We start from the raw sequence: 25,026 nt of genomic DNA, 5'->3' as shown, positions 1-25,026 counted from the left end.
GCAGCAGCGCGGCTTCAACGGGCGTCAGCCGCAGGCCCCGCCGGCACCTCAAGGAGAAACCGACGGGCCCTTGCGAGCCCCCGGCGCCGCCTTCTTCCCGGGCTCTTCGGTGCCGAATAGCTTTTCTATCTGCTGCCCCGCACGGGCGCCGATGGCCGTGCCCACGCCCGGCAGCAGCGCGGTGCCGACCGCCGCGCCGGCCAGCGCGCCACCCGTCAGCGACACCTCGGGCTCGCTCATCGTCCCGCCGATCTTGAGCGGCATGCCCACCACGCCGTCGACCAGGTCGACCGCCATCTCGCCGTCCAGCTTGCGGTTGAAGAGCCGCAGGTGGCCGCTGGCCGTGAGCATGCCCGAGCGCGCCTTGAGCCCGGTGTAGCGCATCACGACGCCGTCGTCGGTGCCCTGCGTTTCGAGGGTGCCCGTGAGTTCGTCCAGCGGCGTGGTGCCGCCGCGGCTGATGCCCGCGGTGGTCACGGCCTTGGCCAGGTCCAGCCGCGTGAGCATGGCGGGCTGGACCGAGAAGGCGGTGCGGGTGCGCAGGTTGCGCATCAGTGCGCCCAGCTCGCCCGCCTCGGCCACCAGCGTGGATTGGCCCGAGAACCTGCCGGCCACGGCGCTGCGCCGGCCGAAGGCCTGCACCAGGCCCTCGACGTCCACCTGCCGGGGCTCGAGTTCGGCCGACACGCGCAGCAGGTCGTTCGGCATGGCCTCGAACCAGGTCACGCCGTTCGCCGTTCCGCCGCCCACGTCGATGCGGGTGCGCCACCGGTCCTGTCCGGCGACGCGGTCCAGGCGCAGCCGGGCGGGCGGCGATGCGCCGGCGCGCTCGATGCGCAACTGGCGCGGACGCCAGCCGGCATCGAAGGTGATTTCGCCGTCGTAGGCCAGCGCAATGTCGCGCCGGTCGATCCAGCTCAGGTCGCGCCAGCGCAGCTTTTCGAGCGGAACCGGCGCCAGCGTCCAGGGCACGGGCAACACGACGATGTGGGCGCCCTCCTTCGGCTTGGGGCCCTTGCCGCGGAACGCGCGCACCGACTCGCGCGGCAGCACCAGGCTTTCGATCTCGACTTCGTCGATGGCGATGACCCGTCGCAGCAGCTCCCGCAGCTTGAGCTGGACCGTGATGCGGCGCAGCGTGACGGGGCGCGGCTGATCGGTGGCCACGTCGGACAGCACCAGCACGGGGCTGGGCCACAGCGTCCAGTGCGCGCCGCCGATCTTCAGGCCGACGCCGAGGCGCTTTTCGAAGCTGTCGGCAATCCGCGCGGCCACTTCCTCGTCGCTGGGCAGGCGGGCGCTCACCACCCACACCAGCGCGCCGATGCCAAACAGCAAGACCGCGGCAATGCCGATGAGCCAGCGTCGGACGGGGTGCTTCATCGGACCAACTTAGCACGCAAAGGCGACTGCCGTTGTCAGCCACCGTCGCTATAGTTTCCAAAACCCTGCACCGGAGAAACCGAATGCGTATCTGGAAAAAAGACATCTCTGTCGAGGAACTGACCCGCAACCACATCGGCACCGCCGTGTCCACGCTGGGGATGGAATTCCTGGAGGTGGGCGACGACTTCATCCGCGCCCGCGTGCCGGTGGACGAACGCACCCGCCAGCCCTACGGCATCCTGCACGGCGGCGTGTCGGTGGTGCTGGCCGAGACGCTGGGCTCCTGCGGCGCGCACTACTCGGCCCCCGAGGGCGACCGGGCCGTAGGCCTGGACATCAACGCCAACCACATCCGCTCCGCCACGAGCGGCTGGGTCACGGGCACCGCGCGGCCGGTGCACCGCGGGCGCACCACGCAGGTGTGGCAGATCGACATGACCAACGACGCGGGCGATTTGACCTGCGTCTCACGCATCACAATGGCGGTGCTGCCGCCGCGCTAGCGAAGAAGAAAACCCGCCCGGCACGCGGGCGGCAGCGGGCCGAGAGAAGCCCCCCAGGAACATAACTACCGAGGAGATAACCACTCATGAGCAACCTGTTCAGCTGGCGCGAAGTCGCCGCCACCGAGGGCAGCGTGGTCGCACCCGACGAACGCCTGCCCTGGCTGCAGACCGGCGCGATGGGCGTGCAGCACGTGATCGCGATGTTCGGCGCCACGGTGCTGGCGCCCATCCTGATGGGCTTCAATCCCAACATCGCCATCCTGATGAGCGGCATCGGCACGCTGATCTTCTTCCTGGTGACGGGCGGCAAGGTGCCCAGCTACCTGGGCTCGAGCTTCGCGTTCATCGGCGTGGTGATCGCGGCCAGCGGCTATGCGGGCAAGGGGCCCAACGCCAACATCGCGGTGGCGCTGGGCGGCATCGTGGCCTGCGGGGTGGTCTACATCCTGATCGGCGCCCTCGTGCAGGCCATCGGCACCGGCTGGATCGAGCGCTTCATGCCGCCGGTGGTCACGGGCGCGGTGGTGGCGGTGATCGGGCTCAACCTGGCGGGCGTGCCGATCAAGAACATGGCGGCCAGCAATTTCGATTCGTGGATGCAGGCCGTCACCTTCCTCTGCGTGGGGCTGGTGGCGGTGTTCACGCGCGGCATGCTGCAGCGGCTCCTGATCCTGGTCGGGCTGATCCTGGCCACGCTGGTCTATGCGGCGCTGACCAACGGCATGGGCCTTGGCAAGCCGGTGGACCTGAGCGGCATCGCCAACGCGGCCTGGTTCGGCCTGCCGACCTTCACCGCGCCGGTGTTCACGGCCAATGCCATGCTGCTGATCGCGCCCGTGGCCATCATCCTGGTGGCCGAGAACCTCGGCCACCTGAAGGCGGTCACGGCCATGACCGGCCGCAACCTCGACCCCTACATCGGCCGCGCCTTCATCGGCGACGGCATCGCCACCGTGGTGAGCGGTGCCTCGGGCGGCACGGGCGTGACCACCTATGCCGAGAACATCGGCGTGATGGCGGCCACGCGCATCTACTCGACGGCGGTGTTCGTGGTGGCCGCGCTCATCGCGCTGGTGCTGGGCTTCAGCCCCAAGTTCGGCGCGCTGATCCAGGCCATTCCGCTGCCGGTGATGGGCGGCGTGAGCATCGTGGTGTTCGGGCTCATCGCCATTGCGGGCGCCAAGATCTGGGTCGACAACAAGGTCGACTTCTCGCAGAACAAGAACCTGATCGTGGCCGCCATCACGCTGATCATCGGTACCGGCGACTTCACGCTGAAGTTCGGCGACTTCGCCCTCGGCGGCATCGGAACCGCCACTTTCGGCGCGATCATTCTTTACGCACTGCTCGGCAGATCGCGCAACGCCTGAGCCTTTTAAAAGTGAAACCTCGTGCAATAAATGTTCTGCGGGGCAATTGAAGCGGGGGCCGGTCACTGGCCGGAAGCCCGCGCCCGTTAGACTTCAACGCTTTTCGCACCGACGTTTTCCAATGGCCGATGTCTCCGCCGCGCGCACCAAGGCGGTTTTCGAATTCAAGAGCGCCACGCTGCCGCTGATCGCAGTGATCCTCAAGACGGCCGATCTGGCCGTGCTGGCCGAGGCCCTCGACGCGCAGCTGGCCGATTCGCCTGATTTCTTCGAGCAGGAGCCGGTGGTCATCGACCTCTCGCAACTGCAGCCGGACGAAGAGGGCGGCGAGGAACCCGCCGAGCTCGACTTTGCGGCGCTGCGCGGCCTGCTGGCGCGCCACCAGACGCAGCCGATTGCGGTGCGCGGGGGTAACAACGCCCAGAATGCCGCGGCGCGCGCCGCCGGCCTGTCGCTCACGGCCATGCCGGTGGCGCCCGCGCCGCGCTCCCCAACGCCGCCGGCCGCGTCGCCGGCGCCCGCCAGCGAAGCACCGCAGATCGTGCGCGAAGTGCCGGTGCCGGCCAACGGCACCCTGCTGATCGACAAGCCGCTGCGTTCGGGCCAGCAGGTCTACGCCCGCGGCGGCGACGTGGTGGTGACCGCGGTGGTGAGCTTCGGCGCCGAGGTCATTGCCGACGGCAACGTGCACGTCTACGCGCCGCTGCGGGGCAAGGCCATTGCCGGCGCGCGCGGCAACACCGAGGCGCGCATCTTCTCGACCTGCATGGAAGCGCAGCTCGTGGCCATCGCGGGCATCTATCGCACCAACGAAGTGCCGCTGCCCGACCCGGTGCTCGGCAAGCCGGCCCAGATACGCCTGGACGGCAAGAAGCTGGTGATCGACGCGATTCCCTGACGGGCCGCGCCGCATCCGACAACCAACAACCGAATCGAAACAAGAAGGAATGGCCATGGCCAAAATTGTGGTGGTGACCTCAGGCAAGGGCGGCGTCGGCAAGACCACGACGAGCGCCAGCTTCGCGTCGGGCCTCGCGCTCGCGGGCAAGAAGACGGCGGTGATCGACTTCGACGTGGGCCTGCGCAACCTCGACCTCATCATGGGCTGCGAACGCCGCGTGGTGTACGACCTGATCAACGTGATCCAGGGCGAGGCCAACCTGAGCCAGGCGCTCATCAAGGACAAGCAGTGCGACAACCTGTTCGTGCTCGCGGCCTCGCAGACGCGCGACAAGGAAGCGCTCACGCAGGAAGGCGTGGAAAAGGTGCTGACCGACCTGGCCGCCATGGACTTCGACTACATCGTCTGCGATTCGCCCGCCGGCATCGAGACCGGCGCAATGATGGCCATGCACTTTGCCGACGAAGCGCTCGTGGTGACCAACCCCGAGGTATCCTCGGTGCGCGACTCCGACCGCATCCTGGGCATGCTGAGCAGCAAGACCAAGCGGGCGAAGGAAGGCGGCGACCCCATCAAGGAGCACCTGCTGATCACCCGCTACAACCCCAACCGCGTGGCCGGCGGCCAGATGCTCTCGCTGGAAGACATCCAGGACATCCTGCGCATCAAGCTGATCGGCGTCATTCCCGAATCGGAAAGCGTGCTGCAGGCGTCCAACCAGGGCGTGCCCGCCATCCACGACAAGGAAAGCGACGTGGCCAAGGCCTACAGCGACGTGGTGGCGCGCTTCCTGGGCGAAGACAAGCCCATGCGCTTCGTCGACGCCGAAAAGCCGGGCTTCTTCAAGCGAATTTTCGGAGGCAAGTAGGCCATGTCCTTTTTCTCGTTCCTGCTCGGCGAAAAGAAGAAGACGGCCAGCGTCGCCAAGGAGCGGCTGCAGATCATCCTCGCGCACGAGCGCTCCAGCCTCAGCGGCAAGAAACGCCCCGACTACCTGCCCGACCTGCAGCGCGAGCTGATGGCGGTGATCTCCAAATACGTGAAGATCAATGCCGACGACATCAAGGTTCACCTGGAAAAGCAGGACGACCTCGAAGTGCTCGACATCAAGATCGAGCTGCCCGACCCGGCACCCTCGCCGGCGCGCTGAAGAAAGAACGCGCGGCGGGCGGCGATGTCCGCCCGAGCGCTCGCCTGCCGCTCAGGATTGCGCCAGGAAGCGCGTCACCTGCCGGACCACGTCCTCCTCCTTGAGGATGCGGCGGTGCCCCAGTCCCTGCGTGGCCACCAGCTGCGCCCCTTCGATGGCATCGCGGTAGGCCTCGGCATCCGCAAAACGGTTCACGCGGTCGTCGCGGTCATGCACGATCAGCGTCGGCTGCGCGATGCGCGGACCGACGGCCGCCGGCTCGAGCTGCGCCATCAGGATGCCTTCGCGCGCCTCGAACAGCCGCTGCATGGCCAGGCGCGTCGCCTCGCTGAGACCGAAGGTGTGCGCGAAGTAGCGCGTGTATTCGCGCGGCGACGCGGGCGGCGCAAGCAGCACCAGCCGTTCGGCGCCAAGGCCCTGCGCGGCCGCCAGAGCGAGCCCGTTGGCGCCCAGCGAATGGGCGACCACCGCGCGCAGCGCATGGCCGTCGGCCGCCAGCCTTGCAACGACATACGCAATGGCGCGGGCGAACTGCGGCGAATTGCTCATCGTGCCCGCGCTGCGGCCATGGGCCGGCAGCTCGAGCAGCACGGGCCGCAGGCCCGCATGGGCCGCCGCCTGCGCCAGCGCCAGCATCTGCCCCGCATGCCCGCCCCAGCCGTGCACCAGCAGCACGACAGGCGCCGATTCCGCACCTGAGTCCTGCGCGGCGAGGTGATAGATGCCGACGCCGGCGTTCTCGAAGGCCCAGCCTTCGCGCCGCCAGCCGGTGCCGGGCCCCTGGCCGCGGTAGAGCCACTTGGGCGGCAGCGGCGTGCCGAACACGCGGTAGGCAGCGCGCACGCCCAGCGCGGGCCAGAGCCGCTGCGAGGCGGTCAGGCCGAAGCGCAATGCGCGCATCAGGCGGCCCGGGCGGTAGTAGTTCGACTGGGCGGCATGTGCGGCCGCGGAGGTGGTGGTGCTCGTCATGCAATGGGCTCCTGCGTTCTTCATTCAGTACCAGACCCAGTCCTCGTTGCTGCGCGGCAGGCTGCGCAGCGCATCGCGGACCGCTTCGGCGCCGATGGCGCCCACGTAGACGACAAGACAGAGGACGATGATCAGCATGGTGCTTCTCCTTTTTTATCGCACAGTCGTGCGAAATTGGGGCAAAGAAAGACGTATGAAACTTGGCCCGGCCGTGGCTCAGGCGCGGTAGCTGGAAAGAAGCCGCTGCCAGGTCTGCGTGGCGCGATCCGCGGCTTGGGGGTCGCGCAGGAAGCGCGCGTCGTGCAGCAGGCCCATGACGAGGCCGTTGATTTCGCTGACCACCTGCGCGGCATCGGTGTCGGGCCGGAGCTCGCCGGCGTCCACGGCCTGGAGCACCGTGCGGCGCAGCGCGGCGCGCCAGCGCGTGATTTCGTCGAACAGCAGGTCGCGCAACTCGCCTTCGCGGTCGTCGTATTCGAAGGCGCCCGCCATGTAGATGCAGCCGGTTTCGGCCTCGACGTCGCGGGTGCGGGCGATCCAGCGCCCGACGATGTCGTTGAGCCGCGCAAGGCCCTTGGGCTTTTGCATGGCCGGCACGAACACGTCGGCCAGGAAGCGGCGGCCGTATTCCTCGATCACCGCCTTCTGCAGCGCCTCGCGCGAACCCACGCGCGAGAACACGCCGCTCTTGGAGAGCGCCAGGCGGCTGGCCACGGCCTGCAGCGTGATGGCCTCCAGGCCTTCGGCCAGGGCGAGATCCATCGCCGCGCCGACGATGGCGGTGCGGGTGAGTTCGCTTTTCTGGGTCTTGGCGTCCATGCGAACAACTTTAGCACAGTCGTGCGAAATTGCAAATTCGCCCGCAGCCGCGGCGGCAGATGGCCGGTACAGATGATTTGCTCATGTGGAACCAACAAACGCATCGTTCCCCGCATAAGCACTTCTGCCGAGAATCGCCGCTCGGCCCGCTCCGGGCCTTTCTTTTTCTCTCCGATCTTCCTCCGCGCCAGATGAACTTCCAACAACTGCGCTCGGTACGCGAGGCCGTTCGTTGCGGCTTCAACCTGACCGAGGTCGCCCATGCCCTTCATACCTCCCAGCCGGGCGTGAGCCGGCAGATCCGCGAGCTGGAGGAAGAGCTCGGCATCGAACTCTTCGTGCGTGCCGGCAAGCGGCTCACCGGGCTCACCGAGCCGGGCGGCCACGTGCTGCCGATCATCGAGCGCATGCTGATGGAGAGCAGCAACCTGCGGCATGCCGGCCAGGAGTTCGTGGCGCAGCAGAGCGGCCTGCTCTCGGTGGCGGCCACGCATTCGCAGGCGCGCTATGCGATGCCGGTGGCGGTGCAGGAATTCCGCGCGCAGTTTCCCAACGTGAAGCTGCATCTGCACCAGGGCTCGCCCAAGCAGATCGCGCAGATGCTGATCGACGGCGAAGCCGACGTGGGCATCGCAACGGAGGCGCTGGGCGACTATCCCCAGCTGGTGGCCCTGCCCTGCTACCGCTGGACGCATTCGGTCATCGTGCCTCCGGGCCATGCACTGCTGGATGCGCCGCTGACGCTCGAGGCGCTCACGCGCCATCCGCTGATCACCTACGACACCGGCTTCACCGGGCGCTCGCGCATCGACGAGGCCTTTGCACAGCGCGGGCTCGCGCCCAACATCGTGCTGGCCGCGATGGACGCCGACGTGATCAAGACCTACGTGCAGCTGGGCATGGGCGTGGGCATCGTGGCCGGCGTGGCGTACGAGACGGAGCGCGACACGCAGCTGCGCGCGCTCGATGCGGGCCGGCTCTTCGGCATCAACATGACCAAGCTCGCGGTGCGGCGCGGCAACTATCTGCGCAAGTACGTCCATGCCTTCATCGAGTCATTCGCACCCACGTTGACGCGGGCAGTGGTCGAAAAGGCTCTGGGCGATGAAGCGAAGGGATCGCACTGCGAAATCTAGGCCTCGCGCAACCTATTCAACGCTTGCCGCAACAGGTTTGAAAAAGATGCGTGCGGCTTTACACAGCGGGCGTACATTCGGACTAATTCCTTGGCTTCCCGGAACGGATCAGCAATGGCATCGACCCCGCAGCAGCAACAGAAAACAAAGGCCGCCCTGAAGGCCGCCGATGCCGCCGAACGGCGCGAGCGGCTGAGACGGGCGCTTCCCGCCACGGTGGAACTGCTGCAGAGCCGCCAGGCGGATCGCATCGACGACAGCGACATCGACGCCTACGTGAGCCTGAACTGGCTCGAATGGCACGGCGGCGGCTTGCGGCTCACCATCACCGGACGCAATGTCTGCGCCCAGTCACTGCCCACCGTGGCCGCCTGAGAGGCTCGCTCCTTTCTTCAAAAACAAAAAGACCGCCGCAGGAAGCCTGCGGCGGTCTTGATGAAGCCTGGCGTGCGCTACGGCCTGCGCGCAAGGCTCTTTACTGGCTGCCCACGATGATCTGGGCGATCACGCCGGTGGCAATGGCCGCGAGCACATAGTCGCCACCCACGCCCACCCACTGGTAGCCGCGCGGCGGCTGCTGCAGGCGATAGGCGCGCCAGTCGTTCACCACGTAGTTGCGGCCACGGTACTCGCTGGGCACGCGTCCGCCGCGACGCCACTCTGCGTGAGGTTGGGGGTAGCCGGCGCGGTCGAACTGGCGGCCCGGCCGATAGTCCTGGCGACCGGCGCGGTCGCCGCGGCGGTTGTCATGCCGGTCGAAGCGGCGGTCCTGCTGTTCGTAGCGGCCGTTGCCTTGATCGTTGCCGCGGTCATGGCCGCGATCGTGGCCTCGGTCCTGTGCGAAGGCGCTTCCCGCTGCCATGCACATCGCGAGCGCCGCAGCAGCGACGGCCATGCTCTTTGAATTGATGATCATCTGGAACTCCTTCGTGTTGATGACGAGTCCATTGTCAGCGGCGCTTGTGTCTGCCTTGCGCCCATCAGGTCGCGGTCAGGTGAAATCAGGTAAGTGCTGGTATCGGGGCGGCGCGTTGTCCTTCAAGCCGGTTTTCGCGGAACTGATTTGCGCCGGGCCCGGGGCTCTGGCGACAATGGGCCTGCAAACCATCAGGCGCGGAGGCGCCATCCATCAACATGCGTGACAAGATCATTGGTGCCATCGGCATCGTGTGGGGCGGGGGCATGCTCCTGAGGTGGCTCATGTCGGGCCCGCCTGCTGGAATCGGCGGCTATCAAGGCGGCCAGACCGCCGGCGCTCTCCTGGGCGCCGTCATGCTGGTTGCGGGCCTGTACCGCTTCTTCAAGCGTTCCGATTGAGCGAAGGCGCAAGCAGGCGACTCCTGGACTGCGCTTAAGCTCGCACGCAGCATGAAGCGACGACACCTCCTCCACCTGCTGGCCGGCATGCCCGCAGCCGCCATCCTGTCCGCCTGCGGCAAGCGCAAGTCTTCCGCCGCCGCACTGAAACCCGATGCCCGCGTGCTCGCACTGGGCGACAGCCTGACCTTCGGCTACGGCGCGCCGCCCGAAGCCGCCTGGCCCGTGAAACTGGGCGAGCTCACCGGCTGGCAGATCGAGAACGCGGGCCTCAATGGCGACACCTCGGCCGGCGCGCTGGAGCGCCTGCCGCCGCTGCTGGCCGCCGGCAGCTACGACGCGGTCCTGATCGGCATCGGTGGCAACGACATGCTGCGCGGCGTGTCGCCAGCGGCCACGCGCGAGAACCTCGCGGCCCTTGTCAGCCAGGCGCGCGCGCACACGCCCTACGTGGCGCTGCTGGCCACGCCCTCGCCCGACGCGATGCGCGCAGCCGTCGGTTCGCTGAGCGATGCGCTGTTCTACGAGGAGGTCGCGAAGACGGGGCAGGCGCTGCTCGTGCCCAATGTGTATTCGAGCGTGCTGTCGGACGCATCGCTGCGCTCCGACCGCATCCATGCCAATGCCGAGGGCTATGCGCGCGTTGCGCAGCAGCTCGCCGACCAGCTCAAGGCCGCAGGCTGGCGCTGACGGCAAGGCTCAGGCGGCCTGCAGCAGGTCGACGTAGGCGCCCTGCACCAACTGGTCGGATGCAATGCCCAGCTGCGCCATGAGCGCATGCGCTTCGGCCGTGCCAACCTCGGCAGGCTCGCCTTCTTTCAGCACCACCTCGAGTTCGAGGAATTCGCCCAGGCCTTCCACGCGGTCGAGGTGCACGCGCGTGCGGCCCACGATGAAGAGCCGGCGCTGCTTGCGCACGCGGCCAGCCTGGCCCCAGGCGAGCGTGAGCGATTCGCGCAAGGTGTCGGGCGTGGTGGTGGGCGAGATCAGGTAGAACGATTCCTTCGGGCCGCTGCTGTTGGCGCGGCGATAGAAGATCAGCTCGGCGCGGTCGGGCGCGAAGGTGCGCAGCTTGAGGCGATCGGCGCCGTTTTCGCAGCGGAAGAAAGTGTCGTCCTGTGCGATTTCGACAGGGCCTGAATCGGCGAGCTTCGCGGCGATGAGTGCCACGCGTTCCACGCTGTCGATACGGGCCTTGATCTCTATGTTTCTTGCCATTTCGGGTGGTCGATGTGTTCCGGGCTTTTGTCTTTGTTCGGGGCGCGTGCACAGGCCACCGGGTACTCCCCTCCGCGAATGTCCCCCGTCGGCGGGAGCGCGCCCTGAACAAAGCGAGCCACGCAAGACGCCGAGATCAAGGCGCGTTACCCTGCGGCCCCACAGGCGGCGGCGCAGTACGCCCGCTGGAACCGGGCGCCAGCTTGCGTCCGAAGGACTCCCCCACCCTGCGCACCGGCCGGCTGGCTTTTTCCGAAACGTTGTTGACGCCGCGCCGCGTCGCGTTCTCGGCGCGGTCGATGCCGCGGCCGGCGGCGTTGGTGCCGCGCTGCACGCTGTTCACGACCTTGCTGCCCTGCGGCGGTGGCTTGAGCGTGTGTGCGGGCTGCGCCTTGGGCGGATTGTCGGCGCTCTGCGCGTGGACGGCGGCGGCGGACAGCAGCAGGAACACGGCGCCGCACGCGGCCTGCGTGAATGCATGGGCAAATGTCTTCTTTGTCATGATGGGCTTCCTTCTTCGTCGATGGGCTCGGCTGCATCCGCCGCCGCCGCGCGCGCCATGCGTTCGCTCTTCCAGTAGACGTCGTCGCCGCCGTTCATCCGGTTGAGCACGCGCGCGAGCACGAAGAGCAGATCGCTGAGCCGGTTGAGATACTGGCGCAGTGCGTCGTTGAGCTCGGCCGTTGCGCCGAGCGCGACCACGGCACGTTCGGCCCGCCGCGCCACCGTGCGGCACACGTGCGCGAGCGAGGCCGCGCGCGTGCCCGCGGGCAGGATGAATTCGGCCAGGCGCGGCAAGGCGGCGTTGTGCTCGGCCAGCGCGTTGTCGAGCTGCAGCAGTGCCTCGGCCTTGAGCAGCGTGTAGCCCGGCATCGAAAGCTCGCCGCCCAGGTTGAAGAGCTGGTGCTGCACGTCGACCAGCAGCTCGCGCACGGGCTCCGGCATGGGCTCGCAGAGCAGCAGGCCGATCTGCGAGTTGAGCTCGTCCACGTCGCCCATTGCGTGCACGCGCAGGTGGTCCTTCGGCACGCGGGTGTTGTCGCCGAGGCCGGTGGTGCCGTCGTCACCGGTGCGGGTGGCGATCTGCGAGAGTCGGTTGCCCATGGGAGCTCCTGGTTTATGCGGCGATGGCTGCCTTCGACGCGTCGATCTTGCCGGCCAGCCATTGCAGGCCCGCAAGATGCTGCTGGTCGTGGCTGCAGAGGTAGTGGACAAGGCTGCGCATCGTGAGCGGTCCATACCCTTCGAACACGGCCGTGCGCGCAAGTTGCACGTCCGTCAGGTTCGAGATGATTTCCATGGTTCGGGCGCGCGCGATGCGAAATTCAGCCAGCACCTTTGTCGCGTCGGCCATGCCATAGGCGCGCGCGATGGCAAGCGCCTCGCTGTCGATCGAGGCCAGCGTCGGGCGGCCTTCTTCCAGCGTGCGGCGAAGGCGGACGTGGTAGCCGTCGACCTCGATGTCGCGCACATGGCAGAGCTGCTCGATGGCCGTGAAGGCCTCGCTGGGAACGCCTTCCCACGAAGGCGGCGCCCAATGCCGGAACGCGTCGGGAATGGCCGCGTAGTGGGCTTCGAGCTGCGAAGGGAATGCGGCGAGCGCAGCGAGGGTCGTAGGGTTCATGGCTTTTTCCGAAGCGCATTATGGTGCTCGCTCCGTAAAATGACCGAACAGAGCCCCCGCCCCCCTTTCACCCCAGGAGACGCCCGATGAACGCCCCGACCCAAACCTCGCACCTGATGCCGGAGCTTCATCTGCGCGATGTGCCCGACAGCCTGATCGAGGGTTTGAAAGCGCGCTTCGGCGGCAACTGTTCCACGGCCATGGCCGTGCGCACGCAGCATGGCCGCGACGAGTCCTCGTTCGATGCGCCGCCCCCTTCGGCCGTGGTGTTTGCCGAAAGCACGCAGGACGTGGCCGATGCGGTGAAGCTCGCGAGCGAGCACAGCGTGCCGGTCATTCCCTTCGGTGTCGGCTCGTCGCTCGAAGGCCACCTGCTGGCGGTGCAAGGCGGTATCAGCATCGACGTATCCCGCATGAACAAGGTGCTGTCGGTCAATGCCGACGACCTCACGGTCACGGTGCAGCCCGGCGTCACGCGCAAGCAGCTCAACGATGAAATCAAGAGCACGGGCCTGTTCTTCCCCATCGACCCCGGTGCGGACGCCTCCATCGGCGGCATGACCGCCACGCGCGCGAGCGGCACGAACGCCGTGCGCTACGGCACCATGCGCGAGAACGTGCTGGCGCTCGAAGTGGTCACGGCCGGCGGCGACGTCATCCGCACCGGCACGCGCGCGAAGAAGTCGTCCGCCGGCTACGACCTCACGCGGCTCATGGTCGGCAGCGAAGGCACGCTCGGCGTGGTCACCGAAGTCACACTGCGCATCTATCCGCTGCCCGAGGCAGTGTCCGCCGCGATCTGCTCGTTCCCGAGCATCGAGGCCGCGGTGCGCACCACCATCGAGACCATCCAGCTCGGCGTGCCGATCGCGCGCGTGGAACTGATCGACGTGAACACGGTGCGCATGGTCAACGCCCACGCCAAGCTGAACCTGCGAGAGGAACCGATGCTGCTGATGGAATTCCACGGCTCGCCCGCGGGCGTGAAGGAGCAGGCCGAGACGGTGCAGGAGCTCGCGAGCGGCCACGGCGGCAATGCCTTCGAATGGGCCAGCACGCCGGAAGAACGCACGCGCCTGTGGACCGCACGGCACAACGCCTATTTCGCGGCCGTGCAGTCGCGCCCCGGTTGCCGCGTGATCTCGACCGACACCTGCGTGCCCATTTCGCGCCTGGCCGACTGCCTGCTCGACTCCGTCGCCGAGGCCGATGCCAGCGGCATCCCCTACTTCCTGGTCGGCCACGTGGGCGACGGCAATTTCCACTTCGGCTATCTGCTCGACCCGAACATTCCCGAAGAGCGCGTGAAGGCCGAGGAGCTGAACCACTCGCTCGTGAGCCGCGCACTGGCGCTCGAAGGCACCTGCACCGGCGAGCACGGCGTGGGGCTGCACAAGATGGACTTCCTGGTGACCGAGGCGGGCGTGGGTGCGATCGACATGATGCGCACGATCAAGCGCGCGCTGGACCCGAAGAACATCATGAACCCCGGAAAGATCTTCGCGCTCTGATCCCTTCGGAAGCGCCCATGAAAAAGCCCGGCGGCTCGCAAGAGCCCCGGGCTTTTTTGTCGGTGGCCGCGCGCCTTGCTTACCTGCGGCGGCGTGCGGGCGCCGGCTGCTCGGCCGGCACGTAGGTCTGCGATGGTGCAGCGCCGCCATCCACGCCCAGGCGGCCGCCGCCACCGAGGCCCTGGCCGCGCACCGTCTGCGCCTTGTAGCTGCGCAGCGAACGGACCATCTGGTTGAAGGCATCCATGAACGCCGCGGCAATCACCTTGCCTTGCGCCGTGTTGGTGTAGCCGCCGAGGCCGCCACCGCCACTCCGGCCGGCCAGGGCACCGAAGGCGCCGAAATCGGTCTTGGAGGCGCTGCCTTCCGAAGCCGCGACCTGCACACCCGAGCGGTTGTCGATGAGCGTCAGGAGCGCGCTGGCTTCCTTGGTCTGCATGTTGCCGCCGATGGCCGCCAGGGCGCGGCCGCGGCCGCCGCCCACCAGGCCGCCCAGCGCACCGCCAATGCCGCCGGCATCGCTGTTGCTGAACACGATCTCGGGCGAAAGGCCGTAGTCGGAAGCCACCATCTGGCCGCGCCCGAAATTGCTGCCGCCGCGCATTTCGCCCGACTGCATGAGCGCGCGCTCGCGCGTCATGGCATTCATGCCGGCCGCGCCGCGCTCGACCACCACGAAGCAGTTCGACTGCTGCACCAGGAGGCGCAGCAGGTTGGCCGTGGGCGGCAGGCGGTATTCGCCGGTGAGGATGGTGTACCAGCCGGAATTCACGTTCTCGATCAGCGAAACGGTACCGAGCGGCGATTCGCAGCGCTCGAGCTGGCTGCTTTCGCCTGCGGTGGCGGAACCCGCCGCACTGCCGGTGGCCATGGTCTTGGCCGACTGACTGCCCATCTGCATGTCGGTGGTCGCGCAGCCGGCCAGCAGCAGCAGCGCGCCCACGGCCACGGCCGTAGCCGGAAACTTTGTCGTGAACTTCATGGAGAACTCCCCCTCGTCAGGATCTGGTGTTGAAACGTCAGCGGCGAGGATACGCGTAAAAGATTGCAAGAATCAATCACGCGAATGTCCGACTGGACGCCCCCGCGCCTAGGCCGTTCGGCGGATGCGCTCGATCAGCCCGTTGAGCGCCTCGATGGAGCCGAAGTGAATCGCCAGCTCACCGCTCTCCTCCACCTTGCCGCCGCGCTTGCTGCGCTTCTTGATGCGGACTTCGACCTCGGCGGTCAGCAGGTCGGCCAGTTCCTCTTCCACGCGCTGCAGATCGCGCGACTTCTCGCCGTCGTTGCTGCGGCGCGACGGCGTGAGGGTGAATTCGGCCGCCAGCCGTTTCACCAGCGCTTCAGCTTCGCGCACCGACATCTTCTTGGCCGCGATCTGGTTGGCGGCGGTGATCTGCGTGCCGCGGTCGAGCGAGAGCAGCGCGCGGGCATGGCCCATGTCGATGTCGCCCGCCATCAGCATCTGCTGCGCCGGCTCGGCCAGGTTCAGCAGGCGCAACAGGTTGCTCGCCGCGCTGCGCGACCGCCCCACGGCTTGCGCAGCGGCTTCGTGAGTGAGCCCAAACTCTGAGACCAGGCGTTGCAGGCCTTGGGCTTCTTCGAGCGGGTTGAGGTCTTCGCGCTGGATGTTTTCGATCAGCGACATGGCCGCCGCGGCCTCGTTGGGCACGTCGCGCACCAGCACCGGCACGCGGTCGAGGCCCGCGAGCCTGGCGGCGCGGAAGCGGCGTTCACCGGCGATGATTTCGAATTCGGCGTTCTTGGTCTCGGCCGATTCCGCATCGAGCCGGCGCACCAGGATCGGCTGCATGATGCCCTGCACCTTGATGCTTTCGGCGAGCTCGTACAGTGCGCCTTCGTCCATGCGGGTGCGCGGCTGGTAAACGCCGGCCACCATCTGGTCGAGCATCAGCGTGGTCGGGTTCTGCGCGGCCGCGCCCTCGTGCGTTCCTGCGTTGTCGGCGGCCGGCGCGGCCGTCGGGCCGAGCAGCGCTTCGAGGCCGCGCCCCAGGCCCTTGGGTTTCTTGGTCGCCATCAGTGCTTGTCTTTCGAGATTTCGTTCAATAGTTTCCGGCCCTCGGGCCAGTCGCCCAGTCCGGATTCGGCATTCAGATGGCCGCCCGGGCCGGCGTCGACGAAGCGCACGCCCCAGTCGGCCGCCAGCTGCCGCGAGCGCGCGGCGTCGCAATAGGGATCGTCATTGGCGGCAACCAGTACCGCAGGAAACGGCAGCGGCTGCCGCACGATGGGCGCCCAGCCTGGGATGAGCTGGCGCAGATCGTCGCGCTCCAGGTCGCCGGGCGCGACCAGCAGCGCGCCGCGCACCCTGTGCGTGTTGCGCGAATGCGCGGCCCAGGCCGCAACGAGGATGCAGCCCAGGCTGTGGGCCGCAAAGACGACCGGGCCGGGCGCGGCGAGCACTTCTTCCTCGAGCCGCGCGGACCAGTCGCCACGCAGGGGGCGCATCCATTCGTGCTGCTCGACGCGGTGGTCGCCATAAGCGGACTCCCAGCGGGTTTGCCAATGGCCGGGGCCGCTGTTCTGCCAGCCCGGCAGCAAGAGGATGCGGGAAGAAATTGTCATCTGCGACGAACTTGATGGCGCTTGCCCATGGTGGACCGCGTCAGAGGCTTTTTTCGCTGGTGGAATCGGGAGCAGCCGCCGGTGCCAGCACGTCCTCCGGAATGGCCAGGTTGGGCGCCCCGGGGGCGACAGACGCAATGGGAGGCGCAACCGCACCCGCTGCAAAAGCGCTGGCGGGCGGCAGCTTCTCGACCAGTTCCCTGGCAAAGGCAATGAAGGCCTGGCTGCCACGGGCGGCCGGATCGAACACCACGCCCGGCAAACCATAGCTGGGCGCTTCGGCCAGCCGCACGTTGCGCGGAATCACGGTGTCGAACACCTTGTCGCCGAAGTGGGACTTGAGCTGCTCGCTGACCTGCTGCTGCAGCGTGATGCGCGGATCGAACATCACGCGCAGCAGGCCGATGATCTGCAGGTTCTTGTTGAGATTGGCATGCACCTGCTTGATGGTGTTGACCAGGTCGGTGAGCCCCTCGAGCGCGAAGTACTCGCACTGCATCGGCACGATCACGCCATGGGCGGCACACAGGCCGTTGAGCGTCAGCAGGCTCAGGCTCGGCGGGCAGTCGATCAGCACGAAGTCGTACTCGGCGCCCACCGCCGCCAGCGCCGTGCGCAGGCGCTTTTCGCGGCGATCGAGTGCCACCATTTCGACTTCGGCACCGGCCAGCTCGCGGTTGGCGCCCAGGACGTCGTAGCCGCAGCCGCCCTCCACCAGCTTGTCGGCCTTGACGCGTGCCTCGGCCACGGAAGCAGACTCGAGCAGCACGTCGTACACCGTGAGCTCCAGCTGACGCTTGTCGATGCCCGAACCCATGGTTGCATTGCCCTGGGGATCGAGGTCGATCATCAGCACCCGCTGGCCGACCTTGGCCAGCCCTGCGGCGAGGTTGACGGTGGTGGTGGTCTTGCCGACGCCGCCCTTTTGGTTGGCAATACAGAAAATCTTGGCCATGTTCGGATCAGCGGGAAATGGCGAGCTTGACGCCGAAGGCAATCAGGAAGACGCCCGCGAGCTTTTCGAGCGTGCCCGAAATGCGCGGGTTGGCGCGAATGCGCTCGGCCAGAAAGTGCGTGAGCAGCGTCGAAGTCAGGCCGTAAAGGAAGGTCAGCACGGCAATCGTCACGGCCATGGCGCCGAACGTGACCAGGCCCTGGTGGCGTGCCGGGTCGACGAACAGCGGGAAGAAGGCCATGTAGAACACGATGGCCTTGGGGTTCAGCAGGGTGATGGCGAGGGTTTGGCGCAGGAAATGGCTGGGGCGAATGTTGAGGATCGGTGCCGCGCCGGGCTTGGCCAGCAGCATCTTGGCACCCAGCCATGCGAGGTAGGCGGCGCCCAGCCATTGCACCGCCTTGAATGCGGCCGGATACGCCGCCAGCACGGCCGCCACGCCCGCCACCGCCGCCCACATCAGGAACTGGTCGCCGATGATCACGCCCAACGTAGCTGCCAGCCCGCCACGGATTCCGCCTTTGCTGGTCGAAGTGATCAACGCCAGGTTGCCCGGACCGGGAATCAGGAGAAAGAGGACGATGGCGGCGACGAATGCGCCGTAGTCAGCAATGCCGAACATGGGATTTGCCTCGAGAAAGAGAGCCAGGGGGGAGGCGTCGAGTCTAAGCGAGGCCGGCCCGGCGGGGACCATCCGGCATCGGCTTTCACCGATGCGGCGGCTTCTTTTTTGGCGATTCAGGCCGCTTCTTGGCGCGCCCAGACGATGCAGCGCTCGGCGTCCAGGCCCGGAACGGTCAATTGTTCCACGTGAAACACTGCGATACCTTGGGGCAAGGCAGCAAGTTCATCGGCGGGCACTTTCCCCTTCATGGCCAGCCAGACACCGCCCGGCGCGAGCAGATGCTTGGATCCGTTGAAGAAATCAGGCAGCGAGGCAAAGGCTCGGGAGCTGATGACTTCATAGCTGCCCGTCAGCGATTCGACACGTGCGTGCAGGCCGCGCAGGTTGGGCAATTCGAGCTCGGCAGCCACCTGTTGGACAAAGGCTGCCTTCTTGGCGACGGCATCGAGGCAGCTCACCTCGAGATCCGGCCGCATGACGGCAATCACCACGCCGGGCAGGCCGCCCCCGGAACCGACGTCGAGCAGCTTGCCCTTCCCTGCCCATTCGCGCTGCAGCGGTGCCACGGCCGCCAGGCTGTCGAGCAGATGGTGCGTCAGCACGCTGGCCGGATCGCGCAGCGCCGTGAGGTTGTAGACCTTGTTCCACTTGAGCATCAGCGTGCCGTAGGCCAGCAACTGTTCCGCTTGTTGATCGGACAAGGCCGTGCCCAAGGCTGCCGCGCCCTGGCGCAGCGTGTCGATGGGCGCGCTCATTGGGCGGGCTGCGATTCTGCGGCGGCTTCCGTGGCGGCGTCGCGGTTGAATGCCTTGTGGCCGCCTTTTCGCAAATGGATCATCAGCAGGGAAATTGCGGCGGGCGTGACGCCCGAAATGCGCGACGCCAGGCCCAGCGTTTCAGGCCGGTGCTTGTCGAGCTTCTGCCGGACCTCGAAACTCAGCGCCTTGACCTGGCTGTAGTCGAAATCGGCCGGAAGGCGCAGGTTCTCGAAATGCGCAGCGCGCTCCACTTCGTCGTGCTGGCGCTCGATGTAGCCCGAGTACTTGGCCGAGATTTCGATCTGCTCGATCTCGGTTTCACTGAGCGCGGCCCCTGCGCTGTACTTTCCGCCGTCCAGCGACATCAGCGTCTGGTAGTTCACATCGGGCCGGCGCAAGAGGTCGGCCAGGTTGTATTCGTGCTCGATGGCCTTGCCGAGCACGCGCTCGGATTCGGACGCCGGCAGGTTGCGCGGGTTCACCCAGATCGACTTGAGGCGTTCTGTTTCACGTGAAACAGTGTCGCGCTTGCGGCTGAAGGCATCCCAGCGCGCATCGTCCACCAAGCCCAGCTTGCGCCCTGCTTCGGTCAGACGCATGTCGGCGTTGTCCTCGCGCAGCTGCAGCCGGAATTCGGCGCGGCTGGTGAACATGCGGTACGGCTCGGTCACGCCCTTGGTGATCAGGTCATCGACCAGCACGCCCAGATAAGCCTCATCCCGGCGCGGCAGCCACGCTTCTTCGCCACGGCATTGGAGCGCGGCATTGATGCCGGCAAACAGGCCTTGGGCCGCAGCTTCTTCATAGCCGGTGGTGCCGTTGATCTGTCCGGCAAAGAACAGGCCCTTGATCGAACGGGTCTCGAAGCTGCTCTTGAGTTCGCGCGGATCGAAGTAGTCGTATTCGATGGCGTAGCCCGGCCGCAGGATGTGGGCGTTCTCCAGCCCGGGCATCGAGCGCACGAGCTGGTACTGGATGTCGAACGGCAGGCTGGTCGAGATTCCGTTGGGGTAGTACTCGTTGGTCGTCAGGCCTTCAGGCTCGAGGAAGATCTGGTGGCTTTCCTTGTCGGCAAAGCGGTTGATCTTGTCTTCCACGCTCGGGCAGTAGCGCGGGCCGACGCCATCGATCTTGCCCGTGAACATCGGGCTGCGGTCGAAGCCCGAGCGGATGATCTCGTGCGTGCGCGCATTGGTATGGGTGATCCAGCACGGCATCTGCTGCGGATGCATGTCGACCCGGCCCATGAAGCTGAACACGGGCATCGGCCCCGCCCCGCCCGGCATGCCGTCGCCCGGTTGTTCGGTGCACTTCGAAAAATCGATGCTCCGGCCGTCGAGGCGCGGGGGCGTGCCGGTCTTCAGCCGCCCCTGCGGCAGCTTCAGTTCCTTGAGCCGCGCCGACAGGCTGATGGCCGGCGGATCACCCGCGCGTCCGGCCTGGTAGTTGTCGAGGCCGACATGGATGCGGCCATCGAGAAAAGTCCCGGCGGTGAGCACCACGGTGCGCGCGCGAAAGGCGATGCCGACTTGCGTGACGGCGCCGACCACGCGATCGCCCTCCACCATCAGGTCATCGACCGCTTGCTGGAACAGGCTGAGGTTCGGCTGGTTTTCCAGGCGATGGCGGATCGCCGCCTTGTACAGCACACGGTCGGCCTGCGCACGGGTCGCACGCACGGCCGGCCCCTTGCTCGAATTGAGAATGCGAAACTGGATGCCTGCTTCATCCGTGGCAATGGCCATCGCACCACCGAGCGCATCGACCTCTTTCACGAGGTGGCCCTTGCCGATGCCGCCGATCGACGGGTTGCAGCTCATCTGTCCCAGCGTCTCGATGTTGTGGGAGAGCAGCAGCGTCTTGGCGCCCATTCGGGCAGCCGCGAGCGCGGCCTCGGTGCCGGCATGGCCACCGCCGACGACGATCACATCGAATTCTTCGGGATACAGCATGAAAGAGGGGGCGCACTGACGCGTGCGCTGCGCAAAGGGGGCACCAATTTTAATCGGGGGTGCCCTTTTGCGCCCAGAATGGGGGCAACGTGGTTAATGGCATAAAAACCACGCAAATCCTTTGCCCACCACAGATAGTTTGCTATATATTTTATAGCAAACTATCTGTGGCAATCACGGGTCTCGGCCCGCCGCGGCCGCCAACTCCACCACGGGCACGGGCTTTTCGATGCACTTCGTAGCGCAGTTCCGCCTCGATGCGGGAGAGGTGCATGCGCGCCTCAGACACGCCGCCGGCGCGAGCGGTGTTCAGGAAGCTGCCAGTGCGACTGCGTGACGAGCAGCACCCGCACCACGCGATGCGCCGGGGTCTGCAGCAGCAGGCCGAGCGGGCGGGCGCGTGGCCAGCGCAGTACCAGGCGCTGCATCAATCGATCGCCTTTTTTACTGCGCCGACCCCCAGTGCCGCCAGCACCACGAACAGCACCGCCAGCACCAGGAACAGGCCGAACAGCAGCTTGGCAATACCCGCCGCGCCCGCGGCCACGCCACCAAAGCCCAGCAGGCCGGCCACCAATGAAATCACCGCAAAGATAACTGCGTATTTCAACATCTGAAAACTCCTTGCAGCGGGCCCTGCCCACCGTGCGGAGGAGCTTAGAAACCCGCCGGGGCCGTCCCGATAGTCAGCCCGCGCGAGCGGCCGTAGGACAAACGCGCGGCGCACAAACCCGCTAGCATCCCTCCGTCCATGGATCGATTCCCGCTATCCATATCCCTACATCTGGAGATTTCTTCGCATGAAGCTGTATTACTCGCCCGGTGCCTGTTCCCTTTCGCCCCACATCGCGCTGCATGAGGCAGGCATTGCCTTCGAGCCCGTGCTGGCCAGCACCAAGAGCCACAAGCTGCAGGACGGCACCGACTACTACGGCATCAACCCGCTGGGCTACGTGCCCATGCTCGAGCTCGACGACGGCACCCGCCTGCGCGAAGGCCCGGCCATCGTGCAATACATCGCCGACATGGCACCCACCAAGAACCTGGCGCCAGCCGCCGGCACGCTGCAGCGCTATCGCCTGCAGGAGTGGCTGACCTTCATTGGCACCGAGATGCACAAGGGCTACAGCCCGCTGTTCAACCCGAACATGCCCGAAGAAGCCAAGACCATCTTCAAGGACAAGCTCAAGTCGCGCTACCAATGGCTCGACGGCCAGCTCGCCGAGAAGCAATACCTGATGGGCGATCAGTTCAGCGTGGCGGACGGCTACCTGTTCACCGTCACCAACTGGACCAAGCCCACGGGCGTCGACATCTCGGACTTGCCCAACGTCCAGGCCTGGCACGCGCGCGTGGCCGCCCGCCCCGCCGTTCAGGACGCGATGAAGGCCGAAGGCCTGCTGAAGTAAGAAGAAGCCGGCACAAGCTCGCAAGAGCCGCAAGGCCGTCCGTCCCGGCCCCGGAAAAACCCGGACTGCTTCAGCCACAAGCCGCATGCCGCGGCTTTTTTTTCGGGTCACGCTACGGTCGAACCCCAGACTCCGAAGCGAAGGACCCGACGATGGCCGAAACCCCTGCCCTTCATCAAGAACTGCGTGAGGAGATGCGCGGGCCCGTGCTGTGGCTCACCATCGACCGCGAGGAACGCCGCAACGCCATCAGCGCCGGCGTGCTTTCGGCGCTGTCGGCGGCGCTGCAACGTGCCGACACCGACCGCGCCGTGCGCGCGGTGGTCATCACCGGCGCGGGCACGCGCGCCTTCTGCGCCGGTGCAGACCTGCAAAGCGGCAGCTCGTTCAGGTTCGACCATGCCGAGCCGTACCAGGCCTTTGCCAACCTTCTTCGCCAGGCGCGGCAATTGACCGTGCCCCTGGTCGCGCGCGTCAACGGCGCCTGCATGGCGGGCGGCATGGGCATCCTGGGCATGTGCGACATGGCGGTGGCCGGCAGCCAGGCCGTGTTCGGCCTGCCCGAAGTCAAGGTCGGCCTCTTTCCCGCGCAGGTGCTCAGTGTGCTCGGCAACCTGCTGCCGCGCCGCGTGCTGGCCCAGATGTGCCTCACCGGCGAGCCCATCACCGCCGCGCAGGCGCTCGAACATGGGCTCGTGAATCGCGTGAGCGAGGACGTCGACGAAAGCGTCGACTGGCTGCTCGGCCGCATGCTCGACAAGTCGCCCGCCGCCATTCGCCGCGGCCTGTACACGATGAAGAAGATCGAGGCCATGGCCTTCGAGGAATCGATGGCCTTCACCGAAAGCCAGATCGGCCTTTTTGCGCTGACGGAGGATGCGGCCGAAGGCCAGCTCGCCTTCCGCGAAAAGCGCAGGCCGCAATGGAGCGGCCGATGAACGCCCACAGCAGCAGCAACAACCACAACGAACGCATCGTGCGCATCGGCGGCGCCTCGGGCTTCTGGGGCGACAGCAGCGTCGGCGCGCCGCAGCTCGTGGCCAGCGGGCAGATCGACTATCTGGTGTTCGACTACCTGGCCGAACTCACGATGTCGATCCTCGCAGGAGCGCGGCTCAAGAAGCCGGAGCTCGGCTACGCCACCGACTTCGTCTCCGTCGCGATGAAGGCGGTGCTCGAGGACGTCGTGCAGCAAGGCATCCGCGTGGTGAGCAATGCGGGCGGCGTCAATCCGCAGGGCTGCGCCGATGCGCTGGCCGCGCTCGCGGCCGAGCAGGGCATCGCACTGAAGATCGCGGTGGTCAGCGGCGACGACGTCTCGGCGCTGCTGCCGCAGCTGCGGCAGCAGCAGCCCCCTGTGCGCGAACTGCAGAGCGGCGCGCCGCTGCCCGAGCGCGTGCTCACGGCCAATGCATATCTCGGCGCACGGCCGATCCAGGCCGCGCTCGATGCGGGCGCGCAGGTGGTCATCACCGGCCGCTGCGTCGACTCGGCCGTGACGCTCGGCGTGCTGATGCACGAGTTCGGCTGGCAGCCCGGCGACCACGACCTGCTCGCGGCCGGCAGCCTCGCGGGCCACATCATCGAATGCGGCTGCCAGGCCACCGGCGGCCTGCACACCGACTGGGACACCGTGCCCGACTGGCCCAACATCGGCTATCCCATCGTCGAGTGCAGCGCCGATGGCCGCTTCGTCGTCACCAAGCCCGCGGGCACCGGCGGCAAGGTCACGCCGGCCGTGGTGGGCGAGCAGATGCTGTACGAGATCGGCGATCCCTCGGCCTACCTGCTGCCCGACGTGGTGGCCGACTTCACGCAGGTGCGCATCGAGCAGGCCGGCGAGCACCGCGTGCGCGTGCACGGCGCGCGGGGCCGCGCCCCCACCGCGAGCTACAAGGTCTGCGCCACCTATGCAGAGGGGTTCAAGACCGCGGCGCAGCTCACCATCGTCGGCTTCGATGCCGTGGCCAAGGCCAGGCGCACCGGCGAGGCGATCCTCGCGCGCACCCGCACGCTGTTCGCCCGGCAAGGCTTCGAGTCCTACAGCGGCACGCAACTCGAGGTGCTCGGCGCCGAGTCCTGCTACGGCCCGCACGCGCAGGCCCTGCAGACGCGCGAGGCCGTGCTGCGGCTCGCGGTCACGCATCCGCGCAAGGAGGCGCTGGAACTCTTCGCGCGCGAAGTGGCGCCGGCCGGCACCTCGTGGGCGCCGGGCACCACGGGCGCGGGCGGGCGCCCCTCGGTCTCGCCGTCGATCCGGCAGTACGCCTTCCTGCTCGACAAGTCGAAGGTCGAGGCGCGCGTGAGCCTCGACGGGCAGTGCATCGAGATGCCGCGCGACGCCGTGGTTGCGGCGGTTGCCGACGCGCCTTCGCCACGGCATGCAGCCGGCGATGCGAATGCCGCGGCATCCGCCGCTGCCGATGCCATCGAGGTGCCGCTCATCCGCCTGGCCTGGGCCCGCAGCGGCGACAAGGGCGACACCTCGAACGTCGGCGTCATCGCACGCCACCCTGCCCTGCTGCCGCTGCTGCGCGAGCAGCTCACCGAAGCGCGCGTGGCCGAATGGCTCGCGCACCTCGTCGAAGGGACTGTCACGCGCTACGAAGTGCCGGGCATCGGCGCCTTCAACTTCGTCTGCGAGCAGGCGCTCGGCGGCGGCGGCATGGCGTCGCTGCGCAACGATCCGCTCGGCAAGGGCATGGGGCAGATCCTGCTCGCGATGCCCATGCGCGTGGGCGCGGCACTGCTCGCGCTTGCAGAGGCGGGGCCAAAGCCGCTCGACACGCCGCCCTGAACGCCTAGCAGCAAACGGACAACCGTGCGACAGCAGG

General features: G+C 67.2%; 30 protein-coding genes. 13 read left to right on the top strand and 17 right to left on the bottom strand.

The features are described from left to right. Positions 1-48: 48 nt before the first annotated feature. Entirely contained in the window at positions 49-1,383 is a 1,335-nt protein-coding gene (locus VAPA_RS00335; RefSeq protein WP_021004773.1) for a hypothetical protein, read from the bottom strand. Between the two features lie 83 nt (positions 1,384-1,466). Between VAPA_RS00335 and VAPA_RS00330 the strand changes: the two genes are divergently transcribed. The 5 genes from VAPA_RS00330 (at position 1,467) to minE (ending at position 5,313) form a co-directional block, all read left to right on the top strand. Next, the gene (locus tag VAPA_RS00330; RefSeq protein WP_021004772.1) at positions 1,467-1,889 is read left to right on the top strand and encodes a hotdog fold thioesterase; all 423 of its coding nucleotides are present in this window, start codon (positions 1,467-1,469) and stop codon (positions 1,887-1,889) included. Positions 1,890-1,975: 86 nt separating this feature from the next. Beyond that, complete coding sequence (locus VAPA_RS00325) at positions 1,976-3,262, top strand: solute carrier family 23 protein (protein WP_021004771.1); 1,287 nt, start codon at positions 1,976-1,978, stop codon at positions 3,260-3,262. A gap of 121 nt (positions 3,263-3,383) precedes the next feature. After that, positions 3,384-4,160 (top strand): septum site-determining protein MinC, encoded by a 777-nt coding sequence (gene minC, locus VAPA_RS00320; RefSeq protein WP_021004770.1) that lies wholly within the window; start codon positions 3,384-3,386, stop codon positions 4,158-4,160. 55 nt (positions 4,161-4,215) lie between these two features. Beyond that, positions 4,216-5,031, top strand: a complete 816-nt coding sequence (gene minD / locus VAPA_RS00315) for a septum site-determining protein MinD (protein WP_021004769.1) — start codon at positions 4,216-4,218, stop codon at positions 5,029-5,031. A 3-nt stretch (positions 5,032-5,034) separates the two neighbouring features. Next, positions 5,035-5,313 (top strand): cell division topological specificity factor MinE, encoded by a 279-nt coding sequence (minE, locus tag VAPA_RS00310; RefSeq protein ID WP_012745230.1) that lies wholly within the window; start codon positions 5,035-5,037, stop codon positions 5,311-5,313. A 51-nt stretch (positions 5,314-5,364) separates the two neighbouring features. On the opposite strand, the gene VAPA_RS00305 is transcribed toward minE, so the two are convergent. Beyond that, a complete protein-coding gene (locus tag VAPA_RS00305) occupies positions 5,365-6,282 on the bottom strand; it encodes an alpha/beta fold hydrolase (protein WP_021004768.1) in 918 nt (305 codons plus the stop codon). Positions 6,283-6,498: 216 nt separating this feature from the next. Continuing rightward, on the bottom strand, positions 6,499-7,101 hold the full coding sequence (locus VAPA_RS00300) for a TetR/AcrR family transcriptional regulator (RefSeq protein ID WP_021004766.1): 603 nt from the start codon (positions 7,099-7,101) through the stop codon (positions 6,499-6,501). Positions 7,102-7,292: 191 nt separating this feature from the next. Between VAPA_RS00300 and VAPA_RS00295 the strand changes: the two genes are divergently transcribed. Then, entirely contained in the window at positions 7,293-8,237 is a 945-nt protein-coding gene (locus VAPA_RS00295; protein ID WP_021004765.1) for a CysB family HTH-type transcriptional regulator, read from the top strand. 114 nt (positions 8,238-8,351) lie between these two features. After that, entirely contained in the window at positions 8,352-8,612 is a 261-nt protein-coding gene (locus VAPA_RS00290) for a hypothetical protein (RefSeq protein ID WP_021004764.1), read from the top strand. 100 nt (positions 8,613-8,712) lie between these two features. Here VAPA_RS00290 and VAPA_RS00285 read toward each other — a convergent pair whose 3' ends face one another. Continuing rightward, entirely contained in the window at positions 8,713-9,153 is a 441-nt protein-coding gene (locus VAPA_RS00285) for an RcnB family protein (protein ID WP_021004763.1), read from the bottom strand. 218 nt (positions 9,154-9,371) lie between these two features. On the opposite strand from VAPA_RS00285, the gene VAPA_RS00280 reads away from it, so the two are divergent. Both VAPA_RS00280 and VAPA_RS00275 read left to right on the top strand, forming a co-directional pair. After that, positions 9,372-9,554 (top strand): hypothetical protein, encoded by a 183-nt coding sequence (locus tag VAPA_RS00280; RefSeq protein WP_021004762.1) that lies wholly within the window; start codon positions 9,372-9,374, stop codon positions 9,552-9,554. A 51-nt stretch (positions 9,555-9,605) separates the two neighbouring features. Beyond that, a complete protein-coding gene (locus VAPA_RS00275; RefSeq protein WP_021004761.1) occupies positions 9,606-10,244 on the top strand; it encodes a GDSL-type esterase/lipase family protein in 639 nt (212 codons plus the stop codon). Positions 10,245-10,253: 9 nt separating this feature from the next. Here VAPA_RS00275 and VAPA_RS00270 read toward each other — a convergent pair whose 3' ends face one another. The 4 genes from VAPA_RS00270 to VAPA_RS00255 form a co-directional block, all read right to left on the bottom strand. After that, positions 10,254-10,772 (bottom strand): class IV adenylate cyclase, encoded by a 519-nt coding sequence (locus VAPA_RS00270; RefSeq protein ID WP_021004760.1) that lies wholly within the window; start codon positions 10,770-10,772, stop codon positions 10,254-10,256. Positions 10,773-10,908: 136 nt separating this feature from the next. Further along, positions 10,909-11,274 (bottom strand): hypothetical protein, encoded by a 366-nt coding sequence (locus VAPA_RS00265; protein ID WP_021004759.1) that lies wholly within the window; start codon positions 11,272-11,274, stop codon positions 10,909-10,911. Then, the gene (locus VAPA_RS00260; protein ID WP_021004758.1) at positions 11,271-11,876 is read right to left on the bottom strand and encodes a cob(I)yrinic acid a,c-diamide adenosyltransferase; all 606 of its coding nucleotides are present in this window, start codon (positions 11,874-11,876) and stop codon (positions 11,271-11,273) included. Before VAPA_RS00260 ends, VAPA_RS00265 begins: the two co-directional genes overlap by 4 nt. A gap of 13 nt (positions 11,877-11,889) precedes the next feature. Continuing rightward, positions 11,890-12,396 carry a DinB family protein gene (locus VAPA_RS00255; RefSeq protein ID WP_021004757.1) on the bottom strand — a complete coding sequence of 169 codons (507 nt, stop codon included), beginning with the start codon at positions 12,394-12,396 and terminating at the stop codon, positions 11,890-11,892. Between the two features lie 86 nt (positions 12,397-12,482). Here VAPA_RS00255 and VAPA_RS00250 point away from each other — a divergent pair, with 86 nt between their 5' ends. Next, the gene (locus VAPA_RS00250) at positions 12,483-13,907 is read left to right on the top strand and encodes an FAD-binding oxidoreductase (RefSeq protein ID WP_021004756.1); all 1,425 of its coding nucleotides are present in this window, start codon (positions 12,483-12,485) and stop codon (positions 13,905-13,907) included. A 79-nt stretch (positions 13,908-13,986) separates the two neighbouring features. Here VAPA_RS00250 and VAPA_RS00245 read toward each other — a convergent pair whose 3' ends face one another. The 9 genes from VAPA_RS00245 to VAPA_RS00210 all read right to left on the bottom strand — a co-directional run bounded on the left by VAPA_RS00245 (position 13,987) and on the right by VAPA_RS00210 (position 21,396). Next, positions 13,987-14,889: a CsgG/HfaB family protein gene (locus tag VAPA_RS00245; protein WP_021004755.1), complete on the bottom strand. Its 903-nt coding sequence runs from the start codon at positions 14,887-14,889 to the stop codon at positions 13,987-13,989. Positions 14,890-14,997: 108 nt separating this feature from the next. After that, positions 14,998-15,945, bottom strand: a complete 948-nt coding sequence (locus VAPA_RS00240; protein WP_021004754.1) for a ParB/RepB/Spo0J family partition protein — start codon at positions 15,943-15,945, stop codon at positions 14,998-15,000. Continuing rightward, positions 15,945-16,493 (bottom strand): RBBP9/YdeN family alpha/beta hydrolase, encoded by a 549-nt coding sequence (locus VAPA_RS00235; RefSeq protein ID WP_021004753.1) that lies wholly within the window; start codon positions 16,491-16,493, stop codon positions 15,945-15,947. The genes VAPA_RS00240 and VAPA_RS00235 overlap by 1 nt, the downstream gene beginning before the upstream one ends. A gap of 40 nt (positions 16,494-16,533) precedes the next feature. Continuing rightward, positions 16,534-17,448 carry a ParA family protein gene (locus VAPA_RS00230; protein ID WP_021004752.1) on the bottom strand — a complete coding sequence of 305 codons (915 nt, stop codon included), beginning with the start codon at positions 17,446-17,448 and terminating at the stop codon, positions 16,534-16,536. Positions 17,449-17,455: 7 nt separating this feature from the next. Then, positions 17,456-18,070: a LysE family transporter gene (locus VAPA_RS00225; protein WP_021004751.1), complete on the bottom strand. Its 615-nt coding sequence runs from the start codon at positions 18,068-18,070 to the stop codon at positions 17,456-17,458. A gap of 116 nt (positions 18,071-18,186) precedes the next feature. Further along, a complete protein-coding gene (gene rsmG, locus VAPA_RS00220; protein ID WP_021004750.1) occupies positions 18,187-18,828 on the bottom strand; it encodes a 16S rRNA (guanine(527)-N(7))-methyltransferase RsmG in 642 nt (213 codons plus the stop codon). Beyond that, positions 18,825-20,783, bottom strand: a complete 1,959-nt coding sequence (mnmG, locus tag VAPA_RS00215) for a tRNA uridine-5-carboxymethylaminomethyl(34) synthesis enzyme MnmG (protein WP_021004749.1) — start codon at positions 20,781-20,783, stop codon at positions 18,825-18,827. The genes rsmG and mnmG overlap by 4 nt, the downstream gene beginning before the upstream one ends. A gap of 281 nt (positions 20,784-21,064) precedes the next feature. Further along, complete coding sequence (locus tag VAPA_RS34770; protein ID WP_021004748.1) at positions 21,065-21,211, bottom strand: hypothetical protein; 147 nt, start codon at positions 21,209-21,211, stop codon at positions 21,065-21,067. Next, positions 21,211-21,396: a DUF1328 family protein gene (locus tag VAPA_RS00210; RefSeq protein WP_021004747.1), complete on the bottom strand. Its 186-nt coding sequence runs from the start codon at positions 21,394-21,396 to the stop codon at positions 21,211-21,213. Before VAPA_RS00210 ends, VAPA_RS34770 begins: the two co-directional genes overlap by 1 nt. Before the next feature lie 187 nt (positions 21,397-21,583). Here VAPA_RS00210 and gstA point away from each other — a divergent pair, with 187 nt between their 5' ends. From gstA to VAPA_RS00195, 3 genes are all read left to right on the top strand, one after another. Further along, positions 21,584-22,192, top strand: coding sequence for a glutathione transferase GstA (gene gstA / locus VAPA_RS00205; protein ID WP_021004746.1), 609 nt, complete (start codon positions 21,584-21,586; stop codon positions 22,190-22,192). A 152-nt stretch (positions 22,193-22,344) separates the two neighbouring features. Then, entirely contained in the window at positions 22,345-23,130 is a 786-nt protein-coding gene (locus tag VAPA_RS00200) for an enoyl-CoA hydratase/isomerase family protein (RefSeq protein WP_021004745.1), read from the top strand. After that, complete coding sequence (locus VAPA_RS00195; protein ID WP_021004744.1) at positions 23,127-24,989, top strand: acyclic terpene utilization AtuA family protein; 1,863 nt, start codon at positions 23,127-23,129, stop codon at positions 24,987-24,989. The genes VAPA_RS00200 and VAPA_RS00195 overlap by 4 nt, the downstream gene beginning before the upstream one ends. Positions 24,990-25,026: the final 37 nt, after the last annotated feature.

This window comes from Variovorax paradoxus B4, from assembly GCF_000463015.1.
In the GTDB taxonomy this organism is placed as follows: domain Bacteria; phylum Pseudomonadota; class Gammaproteobacteria; order Burkholderiales; family Burkholderiaceae_C; genus Variovorax; species Variovorax paradoxus_E.
Note: the sequence above shows the minus strand (reverse complement) of the source record. Positions and strands in the feature narration are given on the sequence as shown.